This is a genomic window from Sphingomonas sp. GC_Shp_3 (assembly GCF_026540945.1).
Classification (GTDB): Bacteria; Pseudomonadota; Alphaproteobacteria; order Sphingomonadales; family Sphingomonadaceae; genus Sphingomonas.
In genome coordinates this window covers 545,949-568,026 of sequence record NZ_JALNUT010000001.1, presented here as the reverse complement: position 1 = coordinate 568,026, position 22,078 = coordinate 545,949, and the positions used below count along the sequence as shown (strand labels likewise).

The window sequence follows — 22,078 nt, the reverse complement described above, 5'->3', positions numbered from 1 at the left end:
GCCGGCTGACGAACGGCGATAGTGGGCCGCGGCGCGGTATGCGTCAGGGGACATCCGCCCTCCTTCAAATCATGCGGATGCCGCGCGTTTCATAGACAGAGGCGCCACGGGCGGCCGGGTTGCGGCTCATGAGCATCACGGCGTTGAACAGCGCGATGAGGGGATCGATCTTCGCCTTGCCAGCGACCTGCTTGGTGATGAGCACCGCGTTTCCGCGCTGCTCGGCCTTCGCGTTGCCAGCGCACCAGGACATCAGCGCTTGCGCAGCGTGGAGCAGCGTGCCGTCCTTCAACTTGCGTTCCGCGCCCCACACCGCCGAAGAAAGCCGAAACCCCTGGCTGATCGCCAGCATCTGCTTCTCGGTGAAGCCCCGACCTGCCAGCTCGTCGACCAGCGCGGCGATGCCGGCCGGATCCAGCCCGATCGCATATTCGTCCGGGAACAGCCCCTCGGCCTGCACCTGGACAAGGATGTCGGCGAGCTCGATCAGATCCTGCGTCGGCGCCGTGCAGCGGGTGAGGGTGCCCTCGGCAATGAAGTCGCGCAGCTTGCTGACGATATCCTTGCGCCGCTCGAAAACGTCTTCCTGCGCCCAGGCATGCGACCAGCTGAGCCACTGTTTCGTCACGCGATGCCTGCCGATCAGGGTCAGACCGAGCAGATCGTCCAGACCGCCGCCGTCGATTCCGGCGACCACCACTTCGACGATGGCAAGGAACTGCTCAAAGGTGCCGTCCCAAACCATCGGCGCGGCGGTTGATGCCTCCCAATAAAGCGCGCCGACCCAGGCATCATGCCGGAGGCCGACGCCGATCTCCACGTTGAGGTGCTTGGCGTAGAAGACCTGCTTTGTGCCGTCCTCGGCGTTCTCGACCTGCCGGAACTCAGCCTCCAGCCACTTCTGGCTGACTGACCGGCCAAGGTTCGGGTTCGTGACATAGAAGTTCGCCGGATCGAGGTGCTCGCTGGCGGCGACCATCTCATCGGGATATTCGTACAGGACCGGCAGGAACTCCGGGTCGATCGTGATGCCGTCGCGGACGTCGCGAGCGTAGTTGAGCAACTCCTTGAACACGCCGGCGGGAGGTTCGTCCGACTGCGTCGTCAGGTAGAGGGTGTATCCCTCCGGCCGCGATACCTGCCCGCCAGTCGCCTCGCGTAGCATAGCGTCCGCGTTCGGCTTCTTGCCGAACAGCCATAGCTCGTCGACCAGCACCCGACTGGCCTTCTTGCCCGACACCGTGGCCGCGTCGGCCGCCACCACCTTCAGCGTCGCCTTCGTATTCCGGTTCGTGATGAGCCGCACATGCTCCTGGATGTGGAGCAGGTCGGTCAGCTCTTCGTCGTTCCGGATCATGTCGCAGGCAGGCTTGAAGCTGTTGCCGGCCACCTCGATCGTGGGCGCGAGGATCAGGTTTTCGTCAGACGGTCGCCAGCCGCAAATCAATTCGGTGAGCATGACGCCCGCGGCAATCGTCGACTTCGTGTTCTTCTTCGAGACGAGCAACAGACCCTTGCGGATCATCTGCTGCCCGGTGTCCGCATCATAGGCGCCGAAGATCGCCGCGACGAAGTCGAGCAGCCACTCATCAGCGCTTTCGCCGATTGTCCAATGCTCGTCCGTTGCCGGGTTGATGCCGAGGTCGACGATCTTCAGCGACGTGAAGACCGCCATTTTCATCTCTGCTGAGGCAGGGAAGAGCGGCGTGAACGGCACCAGCGAGCGGCGTTCGCGTATCCGGCGCTTCCAATCCAGGCACGCCGTTGACCAGGTTGGCACCCTATGGCTTTACGACGGCCAGCCGGGGCGGCCCGATCGGCGCGAAGCGGCTGCCGCCACCGACCGCCTTGGCCTTTTCGTCCCGCTGCGCCTTCTTGCCCTGCGGCGCCGAAGCCTCGTTGACCGTCTTCAGCGCGGTGACCAATTCCTTCAGCGTCTTTGCACGGCTCGGCAGGCTGATCGCGCCGAGCATACCGTTGCGGCGATTGCCGTCACGGTCGCCCGTGGTCTCGGCCTCGATCATTTCTTCGAGCTGACCGGCATGCGTCGTAGTGGCGTCGAGCTCGTCGAGCATGCGCGCCACCAGCTGCCGGCCGCGCTCGCCAATCGCTGCCGCCTCGACCGGCTCGGCCGCCGCGCGCGGCGGGGAGGGCGATGCCTCGGCAAAGTTCGCAGGTTCGCGGGTGCGAACCACGCGGACCCATCCCTGAGCCTTCGCGCGCTTACGAATAGCCGTGTCTGAAATGCCGTAACGATCAGCTATTTCGCGGACAGATACTTCGCCCGCCAAGTATTCAAGCTCGATCCGATCCCATTCGGCATCAGTTTTGCGGGTCACCATTGAGCACCGCCTCCGGCGAAAGTTCGCACGCCGACCGTCCGAACAGGAAAAAATCTGCGCGTGAGGACGATGCGGTATTGGCCCCAGGCACCCGGTAGACTTTCGACCCACCCCCCTCGGTCGGCGGCGGGGTCAGCCTCTACCGCCCGCCTCGGCGCGCTGCTTGCGGCTGTCGTGGCAGTGCTTGCACAGGGTCTGGAGATTGGTCTCGTCCCAGAACAGGCGCTCATCGCCGCGATGTGGACGCTTATGATCGGCCACCAGCAACGCACTGTTTGGCTCGACGCGTCCGCAGGTGAGCCACTGACAAGTGAAGCCGTCGCGCACCAGCACTGCCCAGCGCAGCTGACGCCAGCGCTTGGTGTTGTACCATGCGCGCCATGGGCTGGCCTGTGCGCGGCCACGCTCGCCACTTTCGATGTGCGTCAGTCTCGACTGCAACGATGCGAGCCGTGGAGGTAGCGCCTTCAGCTTACCCACGGAAGACTGCGCGTATGGCAGCCGCGATGCGCTCACCCTCGCCGATTATGCGTTCCGCTCTACCGGAACAGCGCGATGGTTCAGCCGCGTCAAAGGCCAGAGCATGCAGGTCGCCAGCGAGATGCTCAAGCGTCTGAGCGCGGGCGATGTGGGCCGGCTGCTGCTGCATCGCATCCCCCGATACGACAAGAGCCGCAGCCCTTGCGGGTGCGGCAATGTGGTGATTTCAATTGCACCATACCGTAGGACAACCCCCGGCAAGCGCTCGCGCTCTTAGGTTGGGGACGAGGGCAGTAAGGCGATTCGCCAGCCGGTCACGCTCGTCGCGGGCTGCTCATGCAGCATCTTCATGTGCTGGTACATTACGCGAACGAAGCTGTAAAGTCGGCACCTTCACTCCCTGTTCACGACCGAACAATGTCACCATCACCTCTGTCGTCAGTCCGTCACTGGCATTGACGTATCCGGTGAAGCCAGTGAACGAACCTGTTCGGAACGTGATCGGATCGCCAACCTTGTACGGCAGTCCTCGATCCTTGCACGGTGGCTTGCCACTGTTCGGCAGCGATGAAGCATAGCTCTGCTGCTGTAGGTTGCGGAGCGGGTGCAACGAGCTGTGTCGCACGAAGATCGGTGCGCCACAGTGCCGGAAGATTGAGAACCGAGGGTGCGGCGTGATGTCGGCGCGCTCTATGCGCTGCAACGCCGGAAGATAGACGCCGCGCACGAACACGTAGGTCGGCGCAAGCGGGGCTAGGCGGTGCTCGATGGCTTTGGTGCGCGGCATACGGCGCTTCACATGTTCTGTTGGCGTCCATGCAAAAAAGCCCGCCTCCTGTAGGGAAGCGGTCAGTCGCATTGTTGATGGACCGGAGGTGCGCAAGATGCACCAGCCCTCCTGATCATTCCCCCCGCGCATGATAACCGTACTCCCTTACCCCTAGAACATAATCAGAACGCAACGTGCTGTCACCGCACTCGGACGACGCTCCGGTTCGGCGCCGTCCCCGCCACAACCCAGTGCCAGTCGACGTTCTTCGCGTTGAGGGTGTCGCACTGGCGCTGAAGCTGGTCGTCGCCCGATGCGGTGCCCTTGGTGCGCTCGCCCTGAATGCGCCGCGCTACGTCTCGGATCTCGCTGGCGCGCGGCATAAACTTCTCTTCCTTGGCCCAGCGCCGCGCCGCCTCGTCGAGAAGCTGTGCAGGTACGTCGGCGAGATCCTCGCCAAGCAGCAGCAACGATTCCGCATGCGCCTCACGGTCAGCCTGTCCAGAGGGCAGGTAGCGCAAGCCCAGCTTCGCCACGATCTCGGCGATCACCGGCGGAACGTTCGTCCTGCTGCGCCCGCTGGGATGCTCGCAGTAGGTCGAGGGCTGGCTGCGGTCGTGATCCTCGATGACCGTTACCCGGCTGAGTACTGGGCTGATGTGATCCATTTCGGCTGTCCCTCAAAATTCTGTCGTGCTGGTCTCGGATGCGGTTCCACCAAGTGCGGTCCCAGTCGGTGCGGGCAGCGTTCTTCGCGAGGCTGACCCAGTAGTCGCGAAAGCCGGCAAGCTCCCGATCGTAACGACCTGGCGGCCATTGCGCGCATAGCTTCGCGACCTCTGCCGGCAGCGGCTTGGTGGGCATCCACTCGGGATTGATCCGGGACGGCCTAGCGGGCGCGTCACCCACACGGGGGGTAAGATTAATTTCTTTGATAGGGGGTCTGGGGGAAAGGGTTTCTTTATCAAGTGAGGGGGGCGATTCTGGACTGTCCGCGCCGTATCCTTGGACAGTCCGTGGATCGTCCACGGACAGTCCGTGGACATATGAGGTTCGGGCGGTCTCGCGCTCCTCCCGCTTCCGCGCAGCGTCCTTATCGCGCTTCGCCTTCGCTGCACCGTCGCGCGCCGCGATCTCGGCATCCTTATCCTCAAGCGCGCGCACGGCGATAAGCACCGCGGCCATGGGAGCCCCCGCTGCAAGCATATCTTCCATGAGCGAGGCGATGCTCACGCGGCCACGCTCTCCGAAGCGATCTCGGCACGCATCTTCTCCGCCAGTCCGAAGATACGACGCGCGTTCGCCTCCAATGCGGCCGCAGCCAGCGTGATGTCCTCGTCCGAAACACCGCGCTCGCCGCTGATCTTGTAGCGCAGGGTCCGTCGATCTATCCCCATGGCCTCGGCGAGCGCCGTCTGCCCGAGCAATTCGCCCGCCGTGGTGAGCCCCATCATCCTCCGGATATTGACGGGAAGGCCGCGCCGTTCCGGTATTGTGGAACGGATTGCAGCTGCCGCAGTCACGCGACGGTCCGCTTTGCAGCGTAGCGCGCCTGCTCAATCCATTCGGCGATGTCGCCATCGCGTTTGAAAAGGACTGCGAGCTCGACCAGCGCGTCGTTCGCGCGGCCAGCAACAATCGCTTTCACCACAGGAATGATGTCCGTGCGGGTCACCGTCTCGCGTTCACGGTCTTCGGTCACGATGTCGATCATGCTGCAATCCTCTGCTCTTGGATTTTGGGGATGAAGGGCGCGACCAGCGCACGGACGTCGCCGCGCCTACCGGAGGTGATGGCGGTCGGCTCAAGCGGCGCGCCCATCGACCATTCGATCATCTCTTCGCCGAACAGCGCCAGCGCATCGCGCACTGGGCGCAGCGCGAAGGTGATGTCGAATGGCCGGCCTTCCCACTGAGCCAGCAGCTCAACCTGGCCCTTGTCGCCGTTCTGCGCTCGCGCCGCGGCGAATGACGTCGCTCCAAGCGACAGCCGGAACTCACGCTCTCGGCTATCGGCGACCGTTGCCACCATCTCAATGTCGGCGAGCAGATGGTCGGCGCGCGCGCGGAGCGTGTTCGGCATTGGGGCTGCGAACTCCTGCGCTGTGGCAGGGTAGGCGCTGTCGATCAGCGGCGACGCTACACGCGTACCGTCGAAATCGAAGGCGATGCTGCGCTCGTCGATCGTGATGCCGACCGGCTCCGTCCCATTGGGCAGCACGGCCAAGAGTAGGCGCGCCGTCCCATTGGGCAGCACGGCGCGGACGTCGCTCCCGCCGGCGGACGTGATTTCGTGGATGCGGCTGGAGTCCGTCGCGATAAAGCCGAGTTGCTCGCCGCTGCCGTGTAACAGCACGGCGCCGAGGTATGGCTTTACCAGATCATCCTTAGGCACCGAGACCACTGCCTCAAGGCCTGCGCGCAGCAGATCAGCACGCGCAGTCGCCACCGCGCCACGCGGATCGCGGGCAGGGTACAGCGGCTTCTCGAAGGTCGGCAGCGTCGCGCGCGCGCGCCCAGCAACAAGCGTCACCGATGGCCCGTTGTCGGTGATCTCAATGCGCGCGCCCGTCGGAGCCTTCTGAGCCCAGCCAGATAGTGCGACGAACGGCACCGTGATGCCGAGGCGCAAACCGTCGACAGCAACGCGCTTTGAAATCGAGCGGTCGGGGTTTGCGCTGGTGATAGTAGCGAAGCCGTCAGTTGCCTCAATGCGGACCAGCCCCAAAGGCGCGGTGTTCGTCGACACCGACCACGGCGGCGCCCAAGGCGGCACGCTTCCGGCAACGGCGAGAGCAGCGACGAACGCCTCCCGCTCGACGGTGATCGTCGTCATGCTCTTGCTCCTTGATTATGGAAGGCAGTGCGCTGGCCGTCCGCCCAGTATTCGAGGCGCGCGTTCCAGTGCGGTGTCACCGGCGTCGGTACGGCGCAAAGCAGAAGCCGCTTGCCGCGCAGACGCAGTTCTACGTTCGCGGAACCAGCCCTCGCTGATGCCGCGCCATTGCTGACGTTCATTTCCGTTCTCCTGTGACCGGTTGTGCGGTCGTCAGATCCTCAGTTCGAAGAGATTAAAGCGGGCCGGCGTCGATCGCGCAGGCGGTCGATGTGCTTGCCGGCAGTGTTCAATACGCGGCTCATGTCGGCTAGCTTGTCGTCGTGGATATTGCCGTCGCGCTCGACCGCTGCACCGACTTTCGCGAGCAACTCCGCCAAAGCGGTGACGATCTCGCGATCCGCGCCTTCGCCTGTCTCGATCGGAATGAGCTTCATGCCGACCAGAGCCAGCGCATCGTTCGCGAAGCGGCCGTCCCACTTGCCGCATGCGCGCAAGAACGAAACGACGCCCATGTCACCCGCACCCTTGCGGTAGGCCTCGGCGCGATCAGGGCTCTTTCCAAGCACTGCGCCGAGATCAGCGTCGGTCGCCTCATCCTCGCGCTTGATCGTCGCAAGGCTTCGCCCCAGCGTATCCAGCAGTAATGACGCGGAAACGGTTCGAAAGCGGGAGTGGATATGCCCGGTCATTTTGCTGCACCTGCACTTTTATGAATGAAGACACACTCAACACCGCCCCGAAGGCTGTTCGGCTTGCGATCGCCCGTGCGATTGTGCGGAGCAGCGCCGCAGCGTGGAGAGATGAGCTCCAGATCGCGACGATGGTCGATGAGCGCGCTCATGCCGATGGTCCTCCACTGGGGGCGCTTGCGACGCCCCCGGCTTCGGCTATCGTCGAGCTTCCAGACACCGACGAAGGCGAAAAAGATGGATGCGGCCGAAGCGACAGAGGCTTTTGCTCAGGCGATTCTGAAGGCGGTAGATCAACTGACGCCTGCGGAGGGCATTCGATTGCCGTTGCGCGCGCAGATATGCCTAACACTGCTGGCAGCCACGGAAACGCTTCTGGAGCAGTCAGAAATGCAAGGTCCAGTAGCTGTTCTAGGCGCTCAACTCGGAGCGCGAGCGCGTGACGCTCTTGTTGAAGAAGGCGCGCTTGGCTCTGCTCGCGCTCAAGAAGTCGGAGAGCACATTGGACGTCTGTTGGCCGAAAACGACCGGCTTGACCGCGAGCATGGCGCGGGCTGATCGCGCTCATGCTGCTACCTGCTCTGCGGGGCGCGAATACGCGGCCATATACTGCCGCACCTTCTGCTCGGTTTCGCGGAACGTGCGCCGGCCATTGCGCACGTCGCGCACGAAATGAGGGTCTCGCATCGCCTCGCGACCGAAGGTGATCGGAGACATCGCGTGATCGGTCAGAAAGGCGTCGATCTCGGCGACGAGCGGGGGCGGATCGGTTTTCATGACGAATGCTTGTACGTAGGACACGCCCTACAGTCAACTAGTTTAAGTAGGGCTGATCCTAGTCTTCTCGCGGAGCCGTTCATGTGGGACGGGGCCTACATGACGCCTGACGAACGTACCCCTCTTCAAACCGCGATTTACGAAGCGATCGCGCGCAGTGATAAAACTCGTGATCACTTCGATGGGCTACTGCGTAAGAAGCTCGGGACGACCGGCAAGCCGCTGTGGGATGTTGAGCGAGGAAAAACGAAGCGACCTGGCCCTAAAACTCTCCGCGCCATAGAAGACGTGCTCGGCTTTGGGCCGGATTTTCTTGTCGATCTCGTGCACCCACGTGAAGCTCGGGCGACCACGCCCTCGCAGCCGGATGACGACGGTATCGACATGGTCGGCATCCAGCTCGCCGACCTAGATCTCGGTATGGGCGCCACGTTCATCGACAACCACGTCGAAGCGGAGGTGCTCCAGTTCCCGCGCAAGTGGATCGAGACGATCACGTTCTCGCCGGCCGAGCTGCTCACGTGGGCACGCGGGCGAGGAGACTCCATGTTTCCGACGATCAGTGATGGCGACCTCGTGCTGCTTGATCGATCACAGACCAGCGTTCGTGAGCAGGACGCGATCTGGGCTTTCACCGTTGGCGATGTCGGCTCGATCAAGCGCCTCCGCGTGAAGGGCGACCGGTACGTCATTCTGTCTGATAATTCATCGGTGCCGGCGGATGAGGAGCCTCAGGACTTCGTGCGGATCGTAGGGCGGGTGGTGTTCGTAGGGGCGAAGAAATAGCCATTGTAGTTGGTATAGCCGCAACTGGCGCGGAAGAGGCGAGGGAATAAAATGCTGTTCGATGAGGAGGTTATTCCTGAAGCGGGAAGCCCCATCACTCTTTACTTCGCCTTGGAAGATGGGCGTTCTGCAGATATGGAAGTGGCGGCAAGGGCCGCCATAGCTTTCGCGGAAACCATACGCGAATTAGCTTTGATGTTCGACCCGTTCTCTGAAGTTAGGGTCGAGTTGGAGAGTGGCTCGCGGGGCAGCCTTGGGCTGAACGCGCTTATTAAGAGGGTGAAAGGCTTCGCCGGCTCGCACCCTGGTTGGACAGCATTTCTCGCAGGCGCGTTGCTTCAGGTTGGAGGTGATGTTCGCGCTTGGACCGTCGGAGAAATCATGACCTTGCTTAAAGGTGGGGACGCGCCTGCCGAGGTGCAGCATTTGTCGGACGACGAGCATCACCGGATTGCGGAAGAAGTGGTTCGACAGTTGAACAACCCGACAGTGCGAGAATCATCGAGACAGATTTTTCGCGAGGTTCAAAAGGATCCGGCAATCAAGGGTGTTGGGGTTACCTCTACTCCAGGTAAAATACCGGACTTTATTGTGCCTCGAGAGCTATTTGAGTACGCCAGAGGCGAACACATTGCAGAAATAATAACGCCGAAAAGCAGGGTTGAACTCGAAGAGCTTCGCGTCACCGTGAAAAAGCTGCGGCTCGAAGCGGTCGTCTCAAGCTGGCGATTCCAATACGGATCTTTGCCCGAATTTTCGGCCGAGATGAGAGACAAAGACTTCTTGCGAGCTTTTGGTGATGGGCGAATTGATCTGCCACTTCGCATTGGCACTGAAATGGTGGTGGAATTGGAAACCGAGCAACAATTCATCGGCGGCGTTTGGGTGACCCATAAAAGGGTGATAAATCGCGTTTTATGGCCCCGATCGACACCCGCTGGGCTTGAATTATTCCCGGATTGAGGATCGGGTAACCGTAATCACCGTAACGATCACCAACGAGATCGCAACGAAGGGCGGTATCCGGGTGTCCATCATGTGTGCCGCGGCCATCACCGCAGTTCCGCACGCTAGACCAAAGACGATGCGCGCGATCAACCAAATTTTCCCTCGCGCGAACATGCCTTTGAATCGCATGCGTTGATCAAGTTCGCAATACCATGAGAATTTTATCTCTTGCTGTCGTGGGCGCCCAGCACCCGAACGCCCACAAGCGCGCGCCTACCCGCCGCTTCGCGATAGACCTTTGCCGCCCCGGCGATCCGGTCGAACTGCGGCCAGAGCCCAAGAACCCGGCCGACGAATACGCGATTGCGGTGCACAACCGCGAGGGCATGCAGATGGGCTATTTGACGGCCGAGCGCGCGCCCTGGATCGGCGCTCACATCCGCAGCGGGCGGGAGATCATCTGCATCTTTCAGGAGAGCACGCAGCACGGCGCGGTGATCCGCGCAGCGTTCGACGGCATCGCGCCAACGCTCCCAGCGCCTCGCGATCCGCCGCCCGCGGCACCAGACTTTTACCCAGATGAAGTCTACTCGGATGATTAGTAGGTAGCTCCCTACTTTCTAATTGACACGGTAGGACGTATCCCACTAGACTTACCTCATCACCTGATGCCCGCACCCTGCGGCGCGACGGTGTTGAGGAGCGACAGCGGTGCGTCTGCCGAGATCAGCATTTCAAACCCGTAAGCCGCCAAGGGCAGGGCGCCCAGCGTGGAAGTGCGCCGAGGAGTTCAAGCGCTGGTTGCGCAAGCTGCCGTGCGCGTGCTGCCAAGCGCCAGCGGGCGACCTCGAAAACCCGATGGTGGCTGCGCATGTCGATCATGCGGGCGGGAAGGGCGTCGGTACTAAGGTAGCTGATCGCCATTGCGTTCCGCTCTGCGCTGCCTGCCACAAACGGCAGCACAATGTCGGCTGGATGGCGTTCGAGAAGGCGCTGCCGATGGCGGATGCCGTCGCGCTGTCGTCGGTCTACTGGATCGAGTGGCCGGCCCGAGTTGCATGGGAACGCGACCTGTCCGCTAATGCGGAACACCAGCGCGGAGCGCTGGCATGATCCGCGACGATCCCGATCTTCGGCAGACGCTGATCGACTTGGCGCCAGTGTACGCCGCCTACCGCAAAGCGAAGGGCGATGCTGGTCGCCTCGATCCGGTTGAGAAGTTCCAAGCGCACCACGCCGCCAACGCGCATGCCGGCGATCTGTTTGGGACGATCCTTGGGCGCGCTGATCGCTTCCACTGGGATGGCAACGGTCTTGTCATCATCCTGGCGGCTCAGGCAGCGTTGCGCGCCAAGCTGAAGCGGCGACCCTCGATCGTCCAAATGAGCAAGGCTCTCGAAGAGGAGAGCAACACCCTGCTCATGGCGGCACGCAAGGCCAAGGCTGACGCGGACAAGGCGGCGCGCGTTGTCGAGGTCGCCGAACGCAAAGCCGCTGCCGCTCAGGCCGCACGGCTCCTCTACACAGGATATTCCGCATGAACCCATACAAGGGGACGCCGGTCTACGCTTGGACCTGGCGGGTGATCGCCGCCTATTTCGGCATGCTCGTCCTGCTGATCGCGCTGACGATCGTCCGCTGGTGCGTGCTGTGACGTGCGAACCGCAACCACCGGTGCTGCACCCTGCGCACTTCATCGTGACGCCGTCCAAAGCGCCGAGCCCGTGGATCGGCACTTGGGGGAAGGGCGCGCGCTACTCGCACGAGCAACTGCACACGATGGTCGTGCGCGGGCTCAACCCAGAGACGGCCGAGGCAATCCGCGTGAAGCGGAAGGCCGTCAGTTCGGAGACGTGGTGGCCGACGATCTTACCGGCGCCCGTGCACGAATACGACTGCCCGATCATCCAGCACCGCGCCGACGGTCGGCTGGTGGTGCTCGGCCCGGCCGGGATCACGACGACTGTCTTTGCCGATGGCTGGGCCCGGCAACCGAAGAAACGCAAATGGGGAAGGCAAGCAGCATGATGCATTTCCGTGAGAAGGTGGCGGCAGCCGTGCGCGCCTCCGATGAACCGGTCTACGTGTCCGTTCTGCTGTGGATCGGCCTCGCCGCCAACGCTGCGATGTTCTGGGCAGCATGCGCATGAACAGGCTCATCTACTTCCGTGCCGATCATGAGTTGATCGGGCGCGTGCTGGCGGAGAAGCTGCGCCGCCGCGCCGATCGTGATCGCCTAGGCGATAGCTTCTCCGTTCTCCCGTCCCAAAGTGCTCGGCAACCGTCGAGGGCGCCATGCTAGGCGGAATACAGGAGGATGCCTTCTCGCTTCACTGCCGGCAGGACCGTCTCGTCATAGCGGGTTACAGCATTCAGGTGGACTTTGAGCGGGGTCATCATCTGGAGCCTTGCCTTCCAGAAACGCCCTTCGCTGAGCCAGATCGAAAGTGCTTTGTTCTGAGCGTCTTCGTTTTCGCTGTCCCAGCCTTTGATCCCGACTGCAAGATCGACGTCGCTGTCGATGTCGTGAGTACCTCTGGCCCGAGATCCATAAAGCCACAGATGGCTGATCTCCGGCATGTTTGCCGCCCAGCGTTGGAACTGGCCGGCTACGCCATCAGGAATCCCCACCATGAACGATCGCTCCATCATCTTCAGTGGCTCGATGGTGCGCGCGCTCCCGGCGAGGTGCAAGCTATGAAGCGCACCTGCCGCCGCCGCGCGTCCGCCCAGGTCCGCCGGGAGCAGGACGAGAGCCTCGCCCGCTACCTCGACGATCATGCGGAGAAGCTCGGCACAGCCCATCAGCCGGACGAAGCGGTAGCCCTGCGCGCGGTCGCGGGGATGATCCGCGCCGGATTTCATGAAGGGCAGGGGTAATGACCGCACTCGCAAGCCTGCCGGACTGGCCGGCCGCCCTCACCGAGTCCGAAGCGCTGGACTATACCCGCGTGAGCGCGGCGCAGATGAAGGAATGGCGCGACCGTGGCGCGGTGTGTTTCGTTCCTCGTGGGCGGAACGGCGCGGCCATCGCGCGGCGCGTGGATCTCGACGCCGCCGTGGCCGCTATGTTCGAGAGCAGTGCCGCCACCGACACCGGCCAGTGGTTCGACTGATGCTCGGCAAGCGCCTCCCTGCCTTCGATCGGCTGCCCGCATACGTGCGCAAGGTGAAGAACGCCGCCGGCGATCCCGTCTACTATTGGGAGCTGCCCGCCTGGGCGCGCCCGGTGAAGGACGAGAAGACCGGAGAGGTGACCCCGGCCATGCGCCACGGCAAGGCGATGCTGCTGACGTCGGAGAAGCTCGGCAGCGACATCGCCGAGATGCGCCGCAAGGCGGACGTGCTCAACAAGGCGCTCGCGGACTGGCGCGCGGGCGCGGAGGGCGCGACGATGGTGCCCGGCTCGGTCGAGTGGCTGTTCCAGTGGTATCGCAAGCAGACGCGGTTCACGTCGAAGAAGGCGAAGACCCGCGCCGACTATGGCAAGCTGATGGATATGCTCGCCGCGCGCGAGACGAAGAAGGGTGCCCCGCCGTTCGGGAAGCGCAAGGCTGGGGACGTCGATGCCGCCGCTGCCGATCGCCTGTACGAGAAGCTCGCCGCCGACACCGGACCGCGCCAGGCGAGCTACGCCATGCAGGTCTGCCGGCTGGTCTGGTCGTGGGCGGCGCGGCACCACCGCGTCACCGGCGTGAAGGAGAACCCCTTCATGGGCATGGGGCTCAAGAGCACCGCAGCCAAGGGCAACCGCGCGACGACGCGCGCCGAGTACAACCTTTACAGGGCCAAGGCCGTCGAGCTGGGCTTCCAGTCGATGGCGACCGCCGCCGCGCTGTGCTTCGAGGGCTGCCAGCGCGTGTCCGACGCGTTTGGCTATGTTGATCCGGACGAGCCCGACCGAGCCTCGATAGTGTGGGAGGGCTACCAACCCGGCGCCGAGATCACGCTCGTGCAGTCAAAGACCGGCAACCCGGTGACCCTGCCGCTGTTCGAGGAGGTGCCGAGCGAGGAGGGCGGGGTCGAGCACGTAGCGCTGTACCCGGAGCTCGAGGAGGAGCTTGCCCGATCGCGCGCCGCCGCCAAGGCGATCACCGGCCCGATCGTGGTCGAGGAGCGCAACGGCCAGCGCTACGCCGAGCGGCGCATGTCGAGCGTCCACCGCAGGATCTGCGAAGCCGCCGGGCTGCCCAAGGACATGACGTTCACCGGCTTCCGGCATGGCGGCATCACCGAGATCGGCGATTCAGGTGAAGACGATGTGCGGCCGGTGTCCGGTCACAAGACGCTCGCCGTCACCCGAATTTACAACAAGGCGAACGCCGAGAAGGCGCGCCGGATCGCCGCCACCAGGCGGAAGCATATCGCTCAGATTGGTGCGCTGGATGAGGCTCGTGAGAAGTGATCACTCAGCCGCTTCGCGCGTGCGATCAGGCTCGATTTGCAGCCTTCGAACGGATCACGAACAAACCAAGCTTGTCGGAAAGCGTGTCGGAGAACATGTCGGACGGCAGCGCCGTCGCAACGAAAAAGTGAGGTATTTCAACGTGGAGGATGGTGGACGCACTTGGGCTCGAACCAAGGACCCGCTGATTAAGAGTCAGCTGCTCTACCAACTGAGCTATGCGTCCGTACCGTTTTAGCGGAAAGCGTTGGTGCGCTTCCCCGTCGGGAGGCGCGCTGATACCATCCGCGCCGCACGATGCAATCCCTTTTATTACCAGCGGACGGTTTTTTTATTCTGGCGGTCGATCGACATCAGCACGCCCAAACACAGCATCACCGTCATCTGCGCGGAGCCACCGAAACTGATGAGCGGCAGCGGCACACCGACAACCGGCGCCAACCCCATCACCATCGCCATGTTGATCGAGACGTAGAAAAACAAGGTCGTCGCCAAACCCGCAGCGGTAAGCCTGGCGAAGCGGCTCTCGGCCTGTTGCGCCACGTTCATGCCCCAGTAGATGATGGTGAAGAACGTGACGATCAGCAGCACGCCGCCGACCAGCCCCCATTCTTCCATCATCGTCGCCAGGGCGAAATCGGTGTGACCTTCGGGCAAATAGTCGAGATGGCTCTGAGTGCCGTTCAGAAACCCTTTCCCGAATACTCCACCTGATCCGATCGCGATTTTCGACTGGCTGATGTGATAGCCAATGCCAAGCGGATCACTCTCCGGATCAAGGAAGACGAGGATACGGTTGCGCTGGTAACCGTGCAGGACGAAATTGACGGCGAGGGGTACCGCAGCGCCGACCGCGAGCGCGCCGCCTATGAACAACCGCAGCGGTATCCCGGCCAAGAACATGACGGTGATGCCACTCGCCATGATCATCAATGCTGTGCCAAGGTCCGGCTGTTTCATGACCAGCGCAGCGGGTGCCAGGATTAGGCCTGCCGCTGGCCAGACCGCACTGAACCGACGTGTTTCTCCTGCTGGCAGGCCGTCGTAGAACTTCGCGACCGCGAGAACGATCGAAAGCTTCATGAGTTCTGATGGCTGCAAACGGATGATGCCGAGATCCAGCCACCGCTGACCACCTCCGCGCACGGCGCCGATCAGTTCCACCAGCACCAGAAGCACCACAAGGACGCCATACGCGGGGAAGGCCGCTTTGCTCCACATCCGCTCCGGCACACGCGACAGCGCCACCGCACCGCAGAGAAACACGAAGAACCGGATCCCCTGCGAAAACGCCCATGGCCGAACGCTGCCGCCAGCCGCCGAATACAGGACGAGCAGATCGAAACAGCCAATCGCAAGCGTCAGCAAAATGATCAGCCACGGCAATTGCGAGATCGGCTTCGGTACGTAATCGCGTGCACTCATGGATCACGCTCCGTGGTACCGTCGGCGGCGATGCTGTTGCCGGCCGGGGTGGTGTGGGCGACCGACTCGGCGGTCGACGTGTCCGCAGCGGTTGCAGCGTGGACAGCCGGCGCCTCGGTGGGCGCGGTCGCATTTAGCTCAGTCTGCACCGCCTGCGCCGGCGGCGGCGCATTGGCAGCGGCGCGGTATGCCGCCGCCTCCGCTGTCATGCGCGTGCGGATGTCCCCGCCCCAGGTTGGCTCGTACTCCGCTAACGTCGCCATCGCTTTGTCACGGTCGAACAGATAGGTCATGATATCGCGGCCGATGCCGGGCGTGTCGAGGTTCCGCACGGTATGGCCGCCATGCTCCAGCACAACGGCGACGGCGTAACGCGGCTTGTCGGCCGGTGCGAAGCCGATGAACAAAGCGTGGTCACGCAGTTTGAAGGGCAATGACGCGTTTTTAAGGACGCCGGTACTGCGCTCCGCCATTGAAATGCGGCGAACCTGAGCCGTGCCGGTCTTGCCCGCGATGGCGATGCCGGGGATCTGCATACGGGCGGCGCCGCCGGTGCCGCCCCCGTTCACCACCCCGAACATGGCATCGCGCACAACCGCAAAATGTTCGGGCGAGATCGACAGATCCGCAGCAGCTGGAGCGTGGCCGGCGAGGATGCTAGGATGGAGTGCCTTTCCGGACGCGAGTCGCGACGCCATCACCGCGAGTTGGAGCGGGTTCGCGAGCACATAACCCTGACCAATCGACGCGTTCAGCGAGTCGGCCACGGTCCATTGAGCCTTATATTTCCGCAACTTCCATGCGGGGTCTGGCACGGTGCCGTAACGCTGCGAAGCAAACGGCAAGTCGAATTTCTGACCAAGACCCATCGCGCGCGCGACGGGAGCGATTGCGCCATAACCGACCCGCCGCGCCATCTCATAAAAGTAGATGTCGCAACTCTGCATGATCGCGTTCTTGAGGTCGAGTGGCCCGTGGCCACGTTTTTTGTGGCAATGAAAGATCCCGTTGCCGACACGCAGCGCACCCGTGCAGTTGACCCGGTCGCTCGCGCTGACGCCCGCCGCCAGCAAGGCGAGGCCATTCATCGGCTTAACCGTCGAGCCCGGTGGATAGAGCCCTTGCAACACCTTGTTCATCAGCGGAACATGGTCGTTATCGGAAAGCATCTTCCATTCGAGATGGCTGATTCCGTCGGAGAAGCTGTTGGGATCATAAGCCGGCATCGAAACCATGGCCAGCATCTCACCGGTAAGGCAGTCGATCACCACAGCCGAACCAGAGTTCGTGCCCAGCCGGCGAGCGGCATAGTCTTGAAGGCCGGCGTCGATCGTCAACCGCGTTGTTTGCCCCGGCGTGTCGGGGCGAGTCGCTAGCTCGCGCACCAGCTTGCCGCGTGCGGTCACCTCGACCCGCTTGGCACCGGGCTCGCCGCGCAGTTGCTTGTCCAGTGTTTTCTCAAGGCCGTCCTTACCGATCTTGAAACCTGGTACGAGAAGAAGGGGGTCCTTGGTCTTGAGATACTGTTCAGCCGATGCGGAGCCCACATAGCCGGTAAGATGCGCAACGGCAGCACCAGCCGGATAGCTGCGCGCGAATGCGCGGGTCGGCGCGACGCCAGGAAGTTCGGGCAGGTGGACGCTAACCGCCGCGAACCGTTCCCAGTCGAGGTCGTCGGCGACCTGCACGGGCTGGAACCCGGCGGCGTGTTTTAGGTCGGCGACGATGCGCGTCATTTCCTCCGGCGGCAGGCTGAGCAGGCGCTGCAATGCCGCGAGGGTCTTGTCCTTTTCCTCGATCAAATCCGGGATGAGATCGACACGAAAATCCGTGCGATTGTTTGCGATTGGCGCACCATTGCGATCAACGATCCAGCCGCGCCGTGGCGGTACCGGGGTCGTGTTGACCCGATTGCTTTCCGACAACGAACTATAATGCGCGTTTTCGGCAATCGCGAGCCATGTCATCCGTCCCGCCAGCAATAACGCCACACCACCCTGCGCGGCGCCAAGCATTATAGCACGACGCGAAAAGCTATAGGTTTGCGTAGCGTCGTTTACGATCCGTCGTGGTCGGCTCATGCCGGTTCGTAGTCCCGATCGAGCCACGCGCAAAGCAGCGATATGACAGGGAACAGCATGATGGACGCGAGCACCTGCAACAATAGCACGGTATCGACAGGTGCCCCGAAGCGCACGGCGGTGAGACGCCCAACCACAAGGTAGAACGCCGTACCGCCCGCCGCGATCAACCAGTTCTGCCAGAAATCACGGAACATCAGCCGCTCGTCGATCATGTCGATCATGAAGAAACAGATCGTCCAGGTCGCAATGCCCAAGCCGAGCGGTTGCCCACTGACCAGATCATCGAACAGCCCAAGCGCAAGCGGTGCCCAGATCGGCAGTGCGTCGGCACGGATCAAGCGCCAGGCCAGCAGCATCAGCAAACCAACAGGCGGCAAGAATGGAAATTCCGCTATCGTCGGCCATATCGTCACGCACGAACCAAGCATAATCGCAATCGCGGGCAGAAGTCGGGACAGCCGCGTCTCGGGCGCTTCCTCGAACGGGCCGCGATGTCGCGCTCTCATGGCTTTGCCACCGCTACCGGCGTGGCAACCGGTCGGGGCGGGGCCGGCAGAAACGCGCGTTGAACCAACGCGAAATCAAGCGTGTTGGGTCGCATCACCGCCTCGGCTAGCACGATATCGCGGCCGTGACGCAGGATCTTGGCCACGGGTATGTTGGGCGGGTAAACACCCCCGGCGCCGGAGGTGACAAAAACCTCGGCCGGCGCGAACGAAGCTGCGGCGTTGCTGACCGAACGGATGTCGATCAGACCGTCACCTCGGCCAACCGCAAGAGCGGGCAGGCCATCACGTGTACGACGGACCGGCACTGAGCTTTCCGGATCGGTCAGCAGCAGTACGCGCGCCGTATTTGGACCCGCTTCGACAACCTGACCGATCAGACCGTCCGGCCCGAGAACAGGCTGCCCTCGTTCCACACCCTGCCAGGAGCCGGCGTTAAGGGTGGCGAAGCGTCGCGTGCTGGTCGGTGATGAGCTTACGAGTCTGGCCGAGACGACCGGTACCCCGATCCGCTCCCGCAGGCCGAGCAATGCCTTCAATCGCCGATTCTCATAGTTGATGGCGCGTGCGCGCATCGTCACCGCATGATCGTCGGCGATCTGCTTGCGGAGCGCGATGTTCTGATCGTGGATCATGAAGTAGCTCCCGATCCCGTTCGGTACCGCTCCCACTGTGCGCCCCACAGAGGACAACCCCGATGAAACCGGCGCAGTCACCTCAGCCACGGCGGTCCGCGCGGCGCCGAAAGTGGTGGGATCGAAATACGACAAGGCAAGCAGGATCACGCCCACCAGCATGCCCGCCACCGCGAACACGTAACTCCAAAATACGCCATGTTGCGCCCGGCGCGAAAACCCCGGACGCCGATTATTCGACGGCGCCATCAAACCCTCGTCCAAGGCCCACAAGGGCAGTTAGAAGCATGCCGCCCCTTACACTTAGCGGACGATCTTGCGTAGCCGGTATCGCGCCTCGCCACGATGACCGGCCACGCCATCGTCAGGCGCTGTGCAGCACCCCGCGGAAGATCGGATCTTCGAGCGCGCGGCCTGTGCCGAGCGCAACGCAGGTCAGCGGATCGTCGGCGACGGTAACGGGGAGGCCGGTCTCGTCGCGCAACACTTCGTCGATGCCTTGCAGCAGCGCGCCGCCGCCTGTGAGAACGATACCTTGATCAACAATGTCGGCGGCCAGTTCAGGCGCGGTGTTCTCAAGCGCGATGCGAACGCCCTCGACGATCGTGCCGACCGGCTCGCTGAGCGCTTCGGCGATCTGACCCTGGTTGATCTGGATCTCCTTCGGCACACCGTTGACGAGATCGCGACCTTTGATGTGTATCGTCAGGCCGATGCCATCCGCCGGGGGCTTGGCAACGCCGACTTCCTGCTTGATCCGCTCCGCCGTCGCGTCGCCGATCAACAGATTATGATTGCGACGCACGTAGGAGACGATCGCCTCGTCCATCTTGTCGCCACCGACGCGCACGGACGTCGTGTAGGCGAGCCCGCGCAGCGACAAAACCGCCACTTCCGTCGTGCCGCCGCCGATGTCGACCACCATCGAACCGATCGGCTCGGTAACGGGCATGTCGGCACCGATCGCGGCCGCCATCGGCTCCTCGATCAACCACACCTGCGAAGCGCCTGCGTTGGAGGCGGCGTCGCGGATTGCGCGTCGCTCGACAGACGTCGAGCCTGACGGCACGCAGATCACGATCTGGGGCCAGCGCATGAAGCGTCGTTGGCCACCATGCACCTTGGTGATGAAGTGCTTGATCATCTGCTCGGCGACGTCGATGTCGGCGATCACGCCATCGCGCAGCGGGCGGATCGCCTGAATACTGTCCGGGGTCTTGCCCATCATCAGCTTGGCATCGTCGCCGACCGCCTTCACGCGCTTAACACCGTTTAGCGTCTCGACCGCGACGACCGATGGCTCGTTGAGCACAATGCCGCGTCCGCGCAGATAAACGACGGTGTTCGCGGTCCCGAGGTCGATCGCCATGTCATGCGACATGAATTTGAAGAAACGCGAGAAGAAGGCCATTGATCGTTCCGTTCTGGGCCGCCCCTAGCGCAAGGTTGCGGCAATTCGCACTCCCCCGGTCGTCGTTTTCATGGTCAAAGCGATCAGAGCATTTGCCCTGATCGCGAATGATGAATGCGGGTCGCGGGATGGCTGCGCTTGGGCTAGAGCATGACTCATGTCAATACGGCGCCTGCCCGAACATCTGGTCAATCGAATTGCAGCGGGCGAGGTGGTCGAACGCCCCGCCAGCGCGCTGAAGGAACTGGTCGAAAATGCGATCGATGCGGGCGCATCGCGCATTTCCATTCGGCTCGTCGCAGGCGGGACAGAACTCGTCGAAGTGACGGACGATGGTTGTGGCATGGCACGCGACGACATGGCGCTCGCGTTGGAACGGCACGCCACTTCGAAGCTGCCGGATGAGGCGATCGAAGCAGTTGCAACGTTGGGTTTTCGCGGTGAGGCGTTGCCTTCGATTGCGAGCGTGGCGAGGCTTTCGTTGGAGAGTCGCGTTTCTGGCGCGGAAGGCTGGAGCCGAATCGTCGATAACGGCGACTTGGCGGGGGAGGGTCCGGCCGCGATTCCTCCCGGCACACGCGTGAGGGTGGAGGCGTTATTTGAACGCGTGCCGGCGCGGCGCAAGTTCTTGCGGTCGGCTCGGTCGGAATATGCCGCCAGCCTTGATGTGGTGAAGCGGCTGGCGATGGCGCGACCCGACATCGGCTTTACGCTCGAACATGACGGCCGCCGCGTACTGACTGTACTGGCCGGTGAGATGTTGCCTGACCGCGTGGCCGCGCTGACTGATCGCGGTCTGGTTGAGAACGGGATCGGTATCGATCTGGAGCGCGACGGTGTGAGGCTGGGAGGAGTCGCCGGTCTGCCCACTTTCAACCGTGGCATCGCCGATCATCAGTATCTGTTCGTCAATGGTCGGCCGGTGAAAGACCGGCTTCTGGCAGGCGCGGTGCGCGGTGCCTATGCGGAGTTGCTCGCGCGCGATCGTCACGCCGTCGTCGCGCTGTTCCTTGATGTGCCGGGCGAACTTGTCGACGTTAATGTCCACCCGGCAAAGACCGAAGTGCGCTTTCGCGATCCTGCGCTGGTGCGCGGCCTGATCGTCAGCGGTTTGCGGCGGGCGCTGGACGCCGCCGGGCATCGCAGCGCGCAGCGGCCGGAGGTCGCCGCGCTCGAACTGTGGCAAAGCGAACCGGTGGCGCCTGCTGAACCGCGCCTGTGGCAAAGCGGACCAGTTGCGACTGCCGGGTCCGGGTGGGGCGAGGAGGGCAGCAACACGGCGGAGACCGACTTCGTACACAGCCACGCGTTGCATGATCGTCGTCCGAGCTTCACGGCGCCACCGCCCCAGGCGCGTGCCGAGGCGGCGTATCAGCCGCCGCCGCAAATCGAACGCCACCCGCTGGGCGTGGCGCGTGGACAGGTTGCGCGCACGTATATCGTCGCCGAGGCGGAAGACGGGCTGGTGCTGGTCGATCAACACGCCGCGCACGAGCGTCTAGTGCTGGAGCGAATGCGCAATGCCATGGCGGGCGGTGGTGTCGCCTCGCAGGCGCTGCTGTTGGCAGAGGTCATCGAACTTGACGAACCGGCCTGCGACAGGCTCGAAGCGCGGGCGGCGGAGTTGGCGGAATTCGGGCTCGATCTCGATCGCTTCGGACCGCGCGCGATGTTGGTGCGCGGGGTGCCCGCATTACTGGGGCAGGGAGACGTTGTCGGTCTGGTTACCGACATCGCCGACGAACTCGCCGCATTCGACGAGGCGCTGAGCTTGAAAGAAAGGATCGATCATGTCGCGGCCACGATGGCGTGTCACGGATCAGTTCGTGCAGGACGTGTGCTGTCGGTTGCGGAGATGAACGCCCTTTTGCGGGAAATGGAGGTGACGCCACACTCTGGTCAGTGCAACCACGGCCGGCCGACTTGGGTGAAGCTCGCGCACGGCGATATCGAAAAGCTGTTCGGACGGCGGTGACACTAAGA

The 22,078-nt window shown here is 63.1% G+C and carries 29 protein-coding genes and 1 tRNA gene; 11 read left to right on the top strand and 19 right to left on the bottom strand.

Annotated features, from left to right (window positions below; all coding sequences use genetic code 11):
• Positions 1-64: 64 nt before the first annotated feature.
• From OXR00_RS02845 to OXR00_RS02795, 11 genes are all read right to left on the bottom strand, one after another.
• Positions 65-1,675, bottom strand: a complete 1,611-nt coding sequence (locus tag OXR00_RS02845) for a terminase TerL endonuclease subunit (RefSeq protein WP_267386527.1) — start codon at positions 1,673-1,675, stop codon at positions 65-67.
• A 106-nt stretch (positions 1,676-1,781) separates the two neighbouring features.
• A complete protein-coding gene (locus tag OXR00_RS02840; protein WP_267386526.1) occupies positions 1,782-2,195 on the bottom strand; it encodes a hypothetical protein in 414 nt (137 codons plus the stop codon).
• Between the two features lie 279 nt (positions 2,196-2,474).
• Entirely contained in the window at positions 2,475-2,822 is a 348-nt protein-coding gene (locus tag OXR00_RS02835) for an HNH endonuclease signature motif containing protein (RefSeq protein WP_267386525.1), read from the bottom strand.
• Between the two features lie 334 nt (positions 2,823-3,156).
• Positions 3,157-3,741, bottom strand: coding sequence for a hypothetical protein (locus OXR00_RS02830; protein WP_267386524.1), 585 nt, complete (start codon positions 3,739-3,741; stop codon positions 3,157-3,159).
• 50 nt (positions 3,742-3,791) lie between these two features.
• Positions 3,792-4,259 (bottom strand): hypothetical protein, encoded by a 468-nt coding sequence (locus OXR00_RS02825; RefSeq protein ID WP_267386523.1) that lies wholly within the window; start codon positions 4,257-4,259, stop codon positions 3,792-3,794.
• A gap of 561 nt (positions 4,260-4,820) precedes the next feature.
• Positions 4,821-5,042, bottom strand: a complete 222-nt coding sequence (locus tag OXR00_RS02820; protein ID WP_267386522.1) for a hypothetical protein — start codon at positions 5,040-5,042, stop codon at positions 4,821-4,823.
• A 68-nt stretch (positions 5,043-5,110) separates the two neighbouring features.
• Positions 5,111-5,305 (bottom strand): hypothetical protein, encoded by a 195-nt coding sequence (locus OXR00_RS02815; RefSeq protein ID WP_267386520.1) that lies wholly within the window; start codon positions 5,303-5,305, stop codon positions 5,111-5,113.
• Positions 5,302-6,426: a hypothetical protein gene (locus OXR00_RS02810; RefSeq protein ID WP_267386519.1), complete on the bottom strand. Its 1,125-nt coding sequence runs from the start codon at positions 6,424-6,426 to the stop codon at positions 5,302-5,304. The genes OXR00_RS02815 and OXR00_RS02810 overlap by 4 nt, the downstream gene beginning before the upstream one ends.
• Positions 6,423-6,608 carry a hypothetical protein gene (locus OXR00_RS02805; protein ID WP_267386518.1) on the bottom strand — a complete coding sequence of 62 codons (186 nt, stop codon included), beginning with the start codon at positions 6,606-6,608 and terminating at the stop codon, positions 6,423-6,425. Before OXR00_RS02805 ends, OXR00_RS02810 begins: the two co-directional genes overlap by 4 nt.
• Before the next feature lie 39 nt (positions 6,609-6,647).
• The gene (locus OXR00_RS02800) at positions 6,648-7,118 is read right to left on the bottom strand and encodes a hypothetical protein (protein ID WP_267386517.1); all 471 of its coding nucleotides are present in this window, start codon (positions 7,116-7,118) and stop codon (positions 6,648-6,650) included.
• Positions 7,115-7,270, bottom strand: a complete 156-nt coding sequence (locus OXR00_RS02795) for a hypothetical protein (RefSeq protein WP_267386516.1) — start codon at positions 7,268-7,270, stop codon at positions 7,115-7,117. Before OXR00_RS02795 ends, OXR00_RS02800 begins: the two co-directional genes overlap by 4 nt.
• An 85-nt stretch (positions 7,271-7,355) precedes the next feature.
• Between OXR00_RS02795 and OXR00_RS02790 the strand changes: the two genes are divergently transcribed.
• Positions 7,356-7,676, top strand: a complete 321-nt coding sequence (locus OXR00_RS02790) for a hypothetical protein (RefSeq protein ID WP_267386514.1) — start codon at positions 7,356-7,358, stop codon at positions 7,674-7,676.
• Between the two features lie 6 nt (positions 7,677-7,682).
• On the opposite strand, the gene OXR00_RS02785 is transcribed toward OXR00_RS02790, so the two are convergent.
• Complete coding sequence (locus OXR00_RS02785; protein WP_267386513.1) at positions 7,683-7,895, bottom strand: hypothetical protein; 213 nt, start codon at positions 7,893-7,895, stop codon at positions 7,683-7,685.
• Between the two features lie 99 nt (positions 7,896-7,994).
• Between OXR00_RS02785 and OXR00_RS02780 the strand changes: the two genes are divergently transcribed.
• From OXR00_RS02780 to OXR00_RS02750, 7 genes are all read left to right on the top strand, one after another.
• Positions 7,995-8,681 (top strand): S24 family peptidase, encoded by a 687-nt coding sequence (locus tag OXR00_RS02780; RefSeq protein WP_267386512.1) that lies wholly within the window; start codon positions 7,995-7,997, stop codon positions 8,679-8,681.
• 51 nt (positions 8,682-8,732) lie between these two features.
• Positions 8,733-9,644, top strand: a complete 912-nt coding sequence (locus tag OXR00_RS02775) for a hypothetical protein (RefSeq protein ID WP_267386511.1) — start codon at positions 8,733-8,735, stop codon at positions 9,642-9,644.
• A gap of 221 nt (positions 9,645-9,865) precedes the next feature.
• Entirely contained in the window at positions 9,866-10,231 is a 366-nt protein-coding gene (locus OXR00_RS02770) for an HIRAN domain-containing protein (RefSeq protein WP_267386509.1), read from the top strand.
• Positions 10,232-10,430: 199 nt separating this feature from the next.
• Positions 10,431-10,742 (top strand): hypothetical protein, encoded by a 312-nt coding sequence (locus OXR00_RS02765; RefSeq protein ID WP_267386508.1) that lies wholly within the window; start codon positions 10,431-10,433, stop codon positions 10,740-10,742.
• Complete coding sequence (locus OXR00_RS02760; RefSeq protein ID WP_267386507.1) at positions 10,739-11,170, top strand: hypothetical protein; 432 nt, start codon at positions 10,739-10,741, stop codon at positions 11,168-11,170. Before OXR00_RS02765 ends, OXR00_RS02760 begins: the two co-directional genes overlap by 4 nt.
• Positions 11,171-11,303: 133 nt before the next feature.
• The gene (locus OXR00_RS02755) at positions 11,304-11,657 is read left to right on the top strand and encodes a hypothetical protein (RefSeq protein WP_267386506.1); all 354 of its coding nucleotides are present in this window, start codon (positions 11,304-11,306) and stop codon (positions 11,655-11,657) included.
• On the top strand, positions 11,654-11,779 hold the full coding sequence (locus tag OXR00_RS02750; protein ID WP_267386505.1) for a hypothetical protein: 126 nt from the start codon (positions 11,654-11,656) through the stop codon (positions 11,777-11,779). The genes OXR00_RS02755 and OXR00_RS02750 overlap by 4 nt, the downstream gene beginning before the upstream one ends.
• A gap of 148 nt (positions 11,780-11,927) precedes the next feature.
• Here OXR00_RS02750 and OXR00_RS02745 read toward each other — a convergent pair whose 3' ends face one another.
• Positions 11,928-12,494: a nucleotidyltransferase domain-containing protein gene (locus OXR00_RS02745; RefSeq protein ID WP_267386504.1), complete on the bottom strand. Its 567-nt coding sequence runs from the start codon at positions 12,492-12,494 to the stop codon at positions 11,928-11,930.
• 14 nt (positions 12,495-12,508) lie between these two features.
• Here OXR00_RS02745 and OXR00_RS02740 point away from each other — a divergent pair, with 14 nt between their 5' ends.
• Both OXR00_RS02740 and OXR00_RS02735 read left to right on the top strand, forming a co-directional pair.
• Positions 12,509-12,745 (top strand): hypothetical protein, encoded by a 237-nt coding sequence (locus OXR00_RS02740; RefSeq protein WP_267386503.1) that lies wholly within the window; start codon positions 12,509-12,511, stop codon positions 12,743-12,745.
• Positions 12,745-14,034 (top strand): hypothetical protein, encoded by a 1,290-nt coding sequence (locus OXR00_RS02735; protein WP_267386502.1) that lies wholly within the window; start codon positions 12,745-12,747, stop codon positions 14,032-14,034. The genes OXR00_RS02740 and OXR00_RS02735 overlap by 1 nt, the downstream gene beginning before the upstream one ends.
• A gap of 150 nt (positions 14,035-14,184) precedes the next feature.
• Here the strand turns inward: OXR00_RS02735 and OXR00_RS02730 are convergent.
• From OXR00_RS02730 to OXR00_RS02705, 6 genes are all read right to left on the bottom strand, one after another.
• Positions 14,185-14,260: transfer RNA gene (locus tag OXR00_RS02730), tRNA-Lys, on the bottom strand.
• Between the two features lie 86 nt (positions 14,261-14,346).
• Positions 14,347-15,459, bottom strand: a complete 1,113-nt coding sequence (rodA, locus tag OXR00_RS02725; RefSeq protein ID WP_267386501.1) for a rod shape-determining protein RodA — start codon at positions 15,457-15,459, stop codon at positions 14,347-14,349.
• Complete coding sequence (gene mrdA / locus OXR00_RS02720; RefSeq protein ID WP_267386500.1) at positions 15,456-17,540, bottom strand: penicillin-binding protein 2; 2,085 nt, start codon at positions 17,538-17,540, stop codon at positions 15,456-15,458. Before mrdA ends, rodA begins: the two co-directional genes overlap by 4 nt.
• Positions 17,537-17,899: a rod shape-determining protein MreD gene (locus OXR00_RS02715; protein WP_346731975.1), complete on the bottom strand. Its 363-nt coding sequence runs from the start codon at positions 17,897-17,899 to the stop codon at positions 17,537-17,539. Before OXR00_RS02715 ends, mrdA begins: the two co-directional genes overlap by 4 nt.
• A 146-nt stretch (positions 17,900-18,045) precedes the next feature.
• Entirely contained in the window at positions 18,046-18,933 is an 888-nt protein-coding gene (mreC, locus tag OXR00_RS02710; protein WP_267386498.1) for a rod shape-determining protein MreC, read from the bottom strand.
• A gap of 115 nt (positions 18,934-19,048) precedes the next feature.
• Complete coding sequence (locus tag OXR00_RS02705; RefSeq protein ID WP_242146373.1) at positions 19,049-20,095, bottom strand: rod shape-determining protein; 1,047 nt, start codon at positions 20,093-20,095, stop codon at positions 19,049-19,051.
• 157 nt (positions 20,096-20,252) lie between these two features.
• Between OXR00_RS02705 and mutL the strand changes: the two genes are divergently transcribed.
• Complete coding sequence (mutL, locus tag OXR00_RS02700; protein WP_267386497.1) at positions 20,253-22,070, top strand: DNA mismatch repair endonuclease MutL; 1,818 nt, start codon at positions 20,253-20,255, stop codon at positions 22,068-22,070.
• The last annotated feature ends 8 nt before the right edge of the window (positions 22,071-22,078 follow it).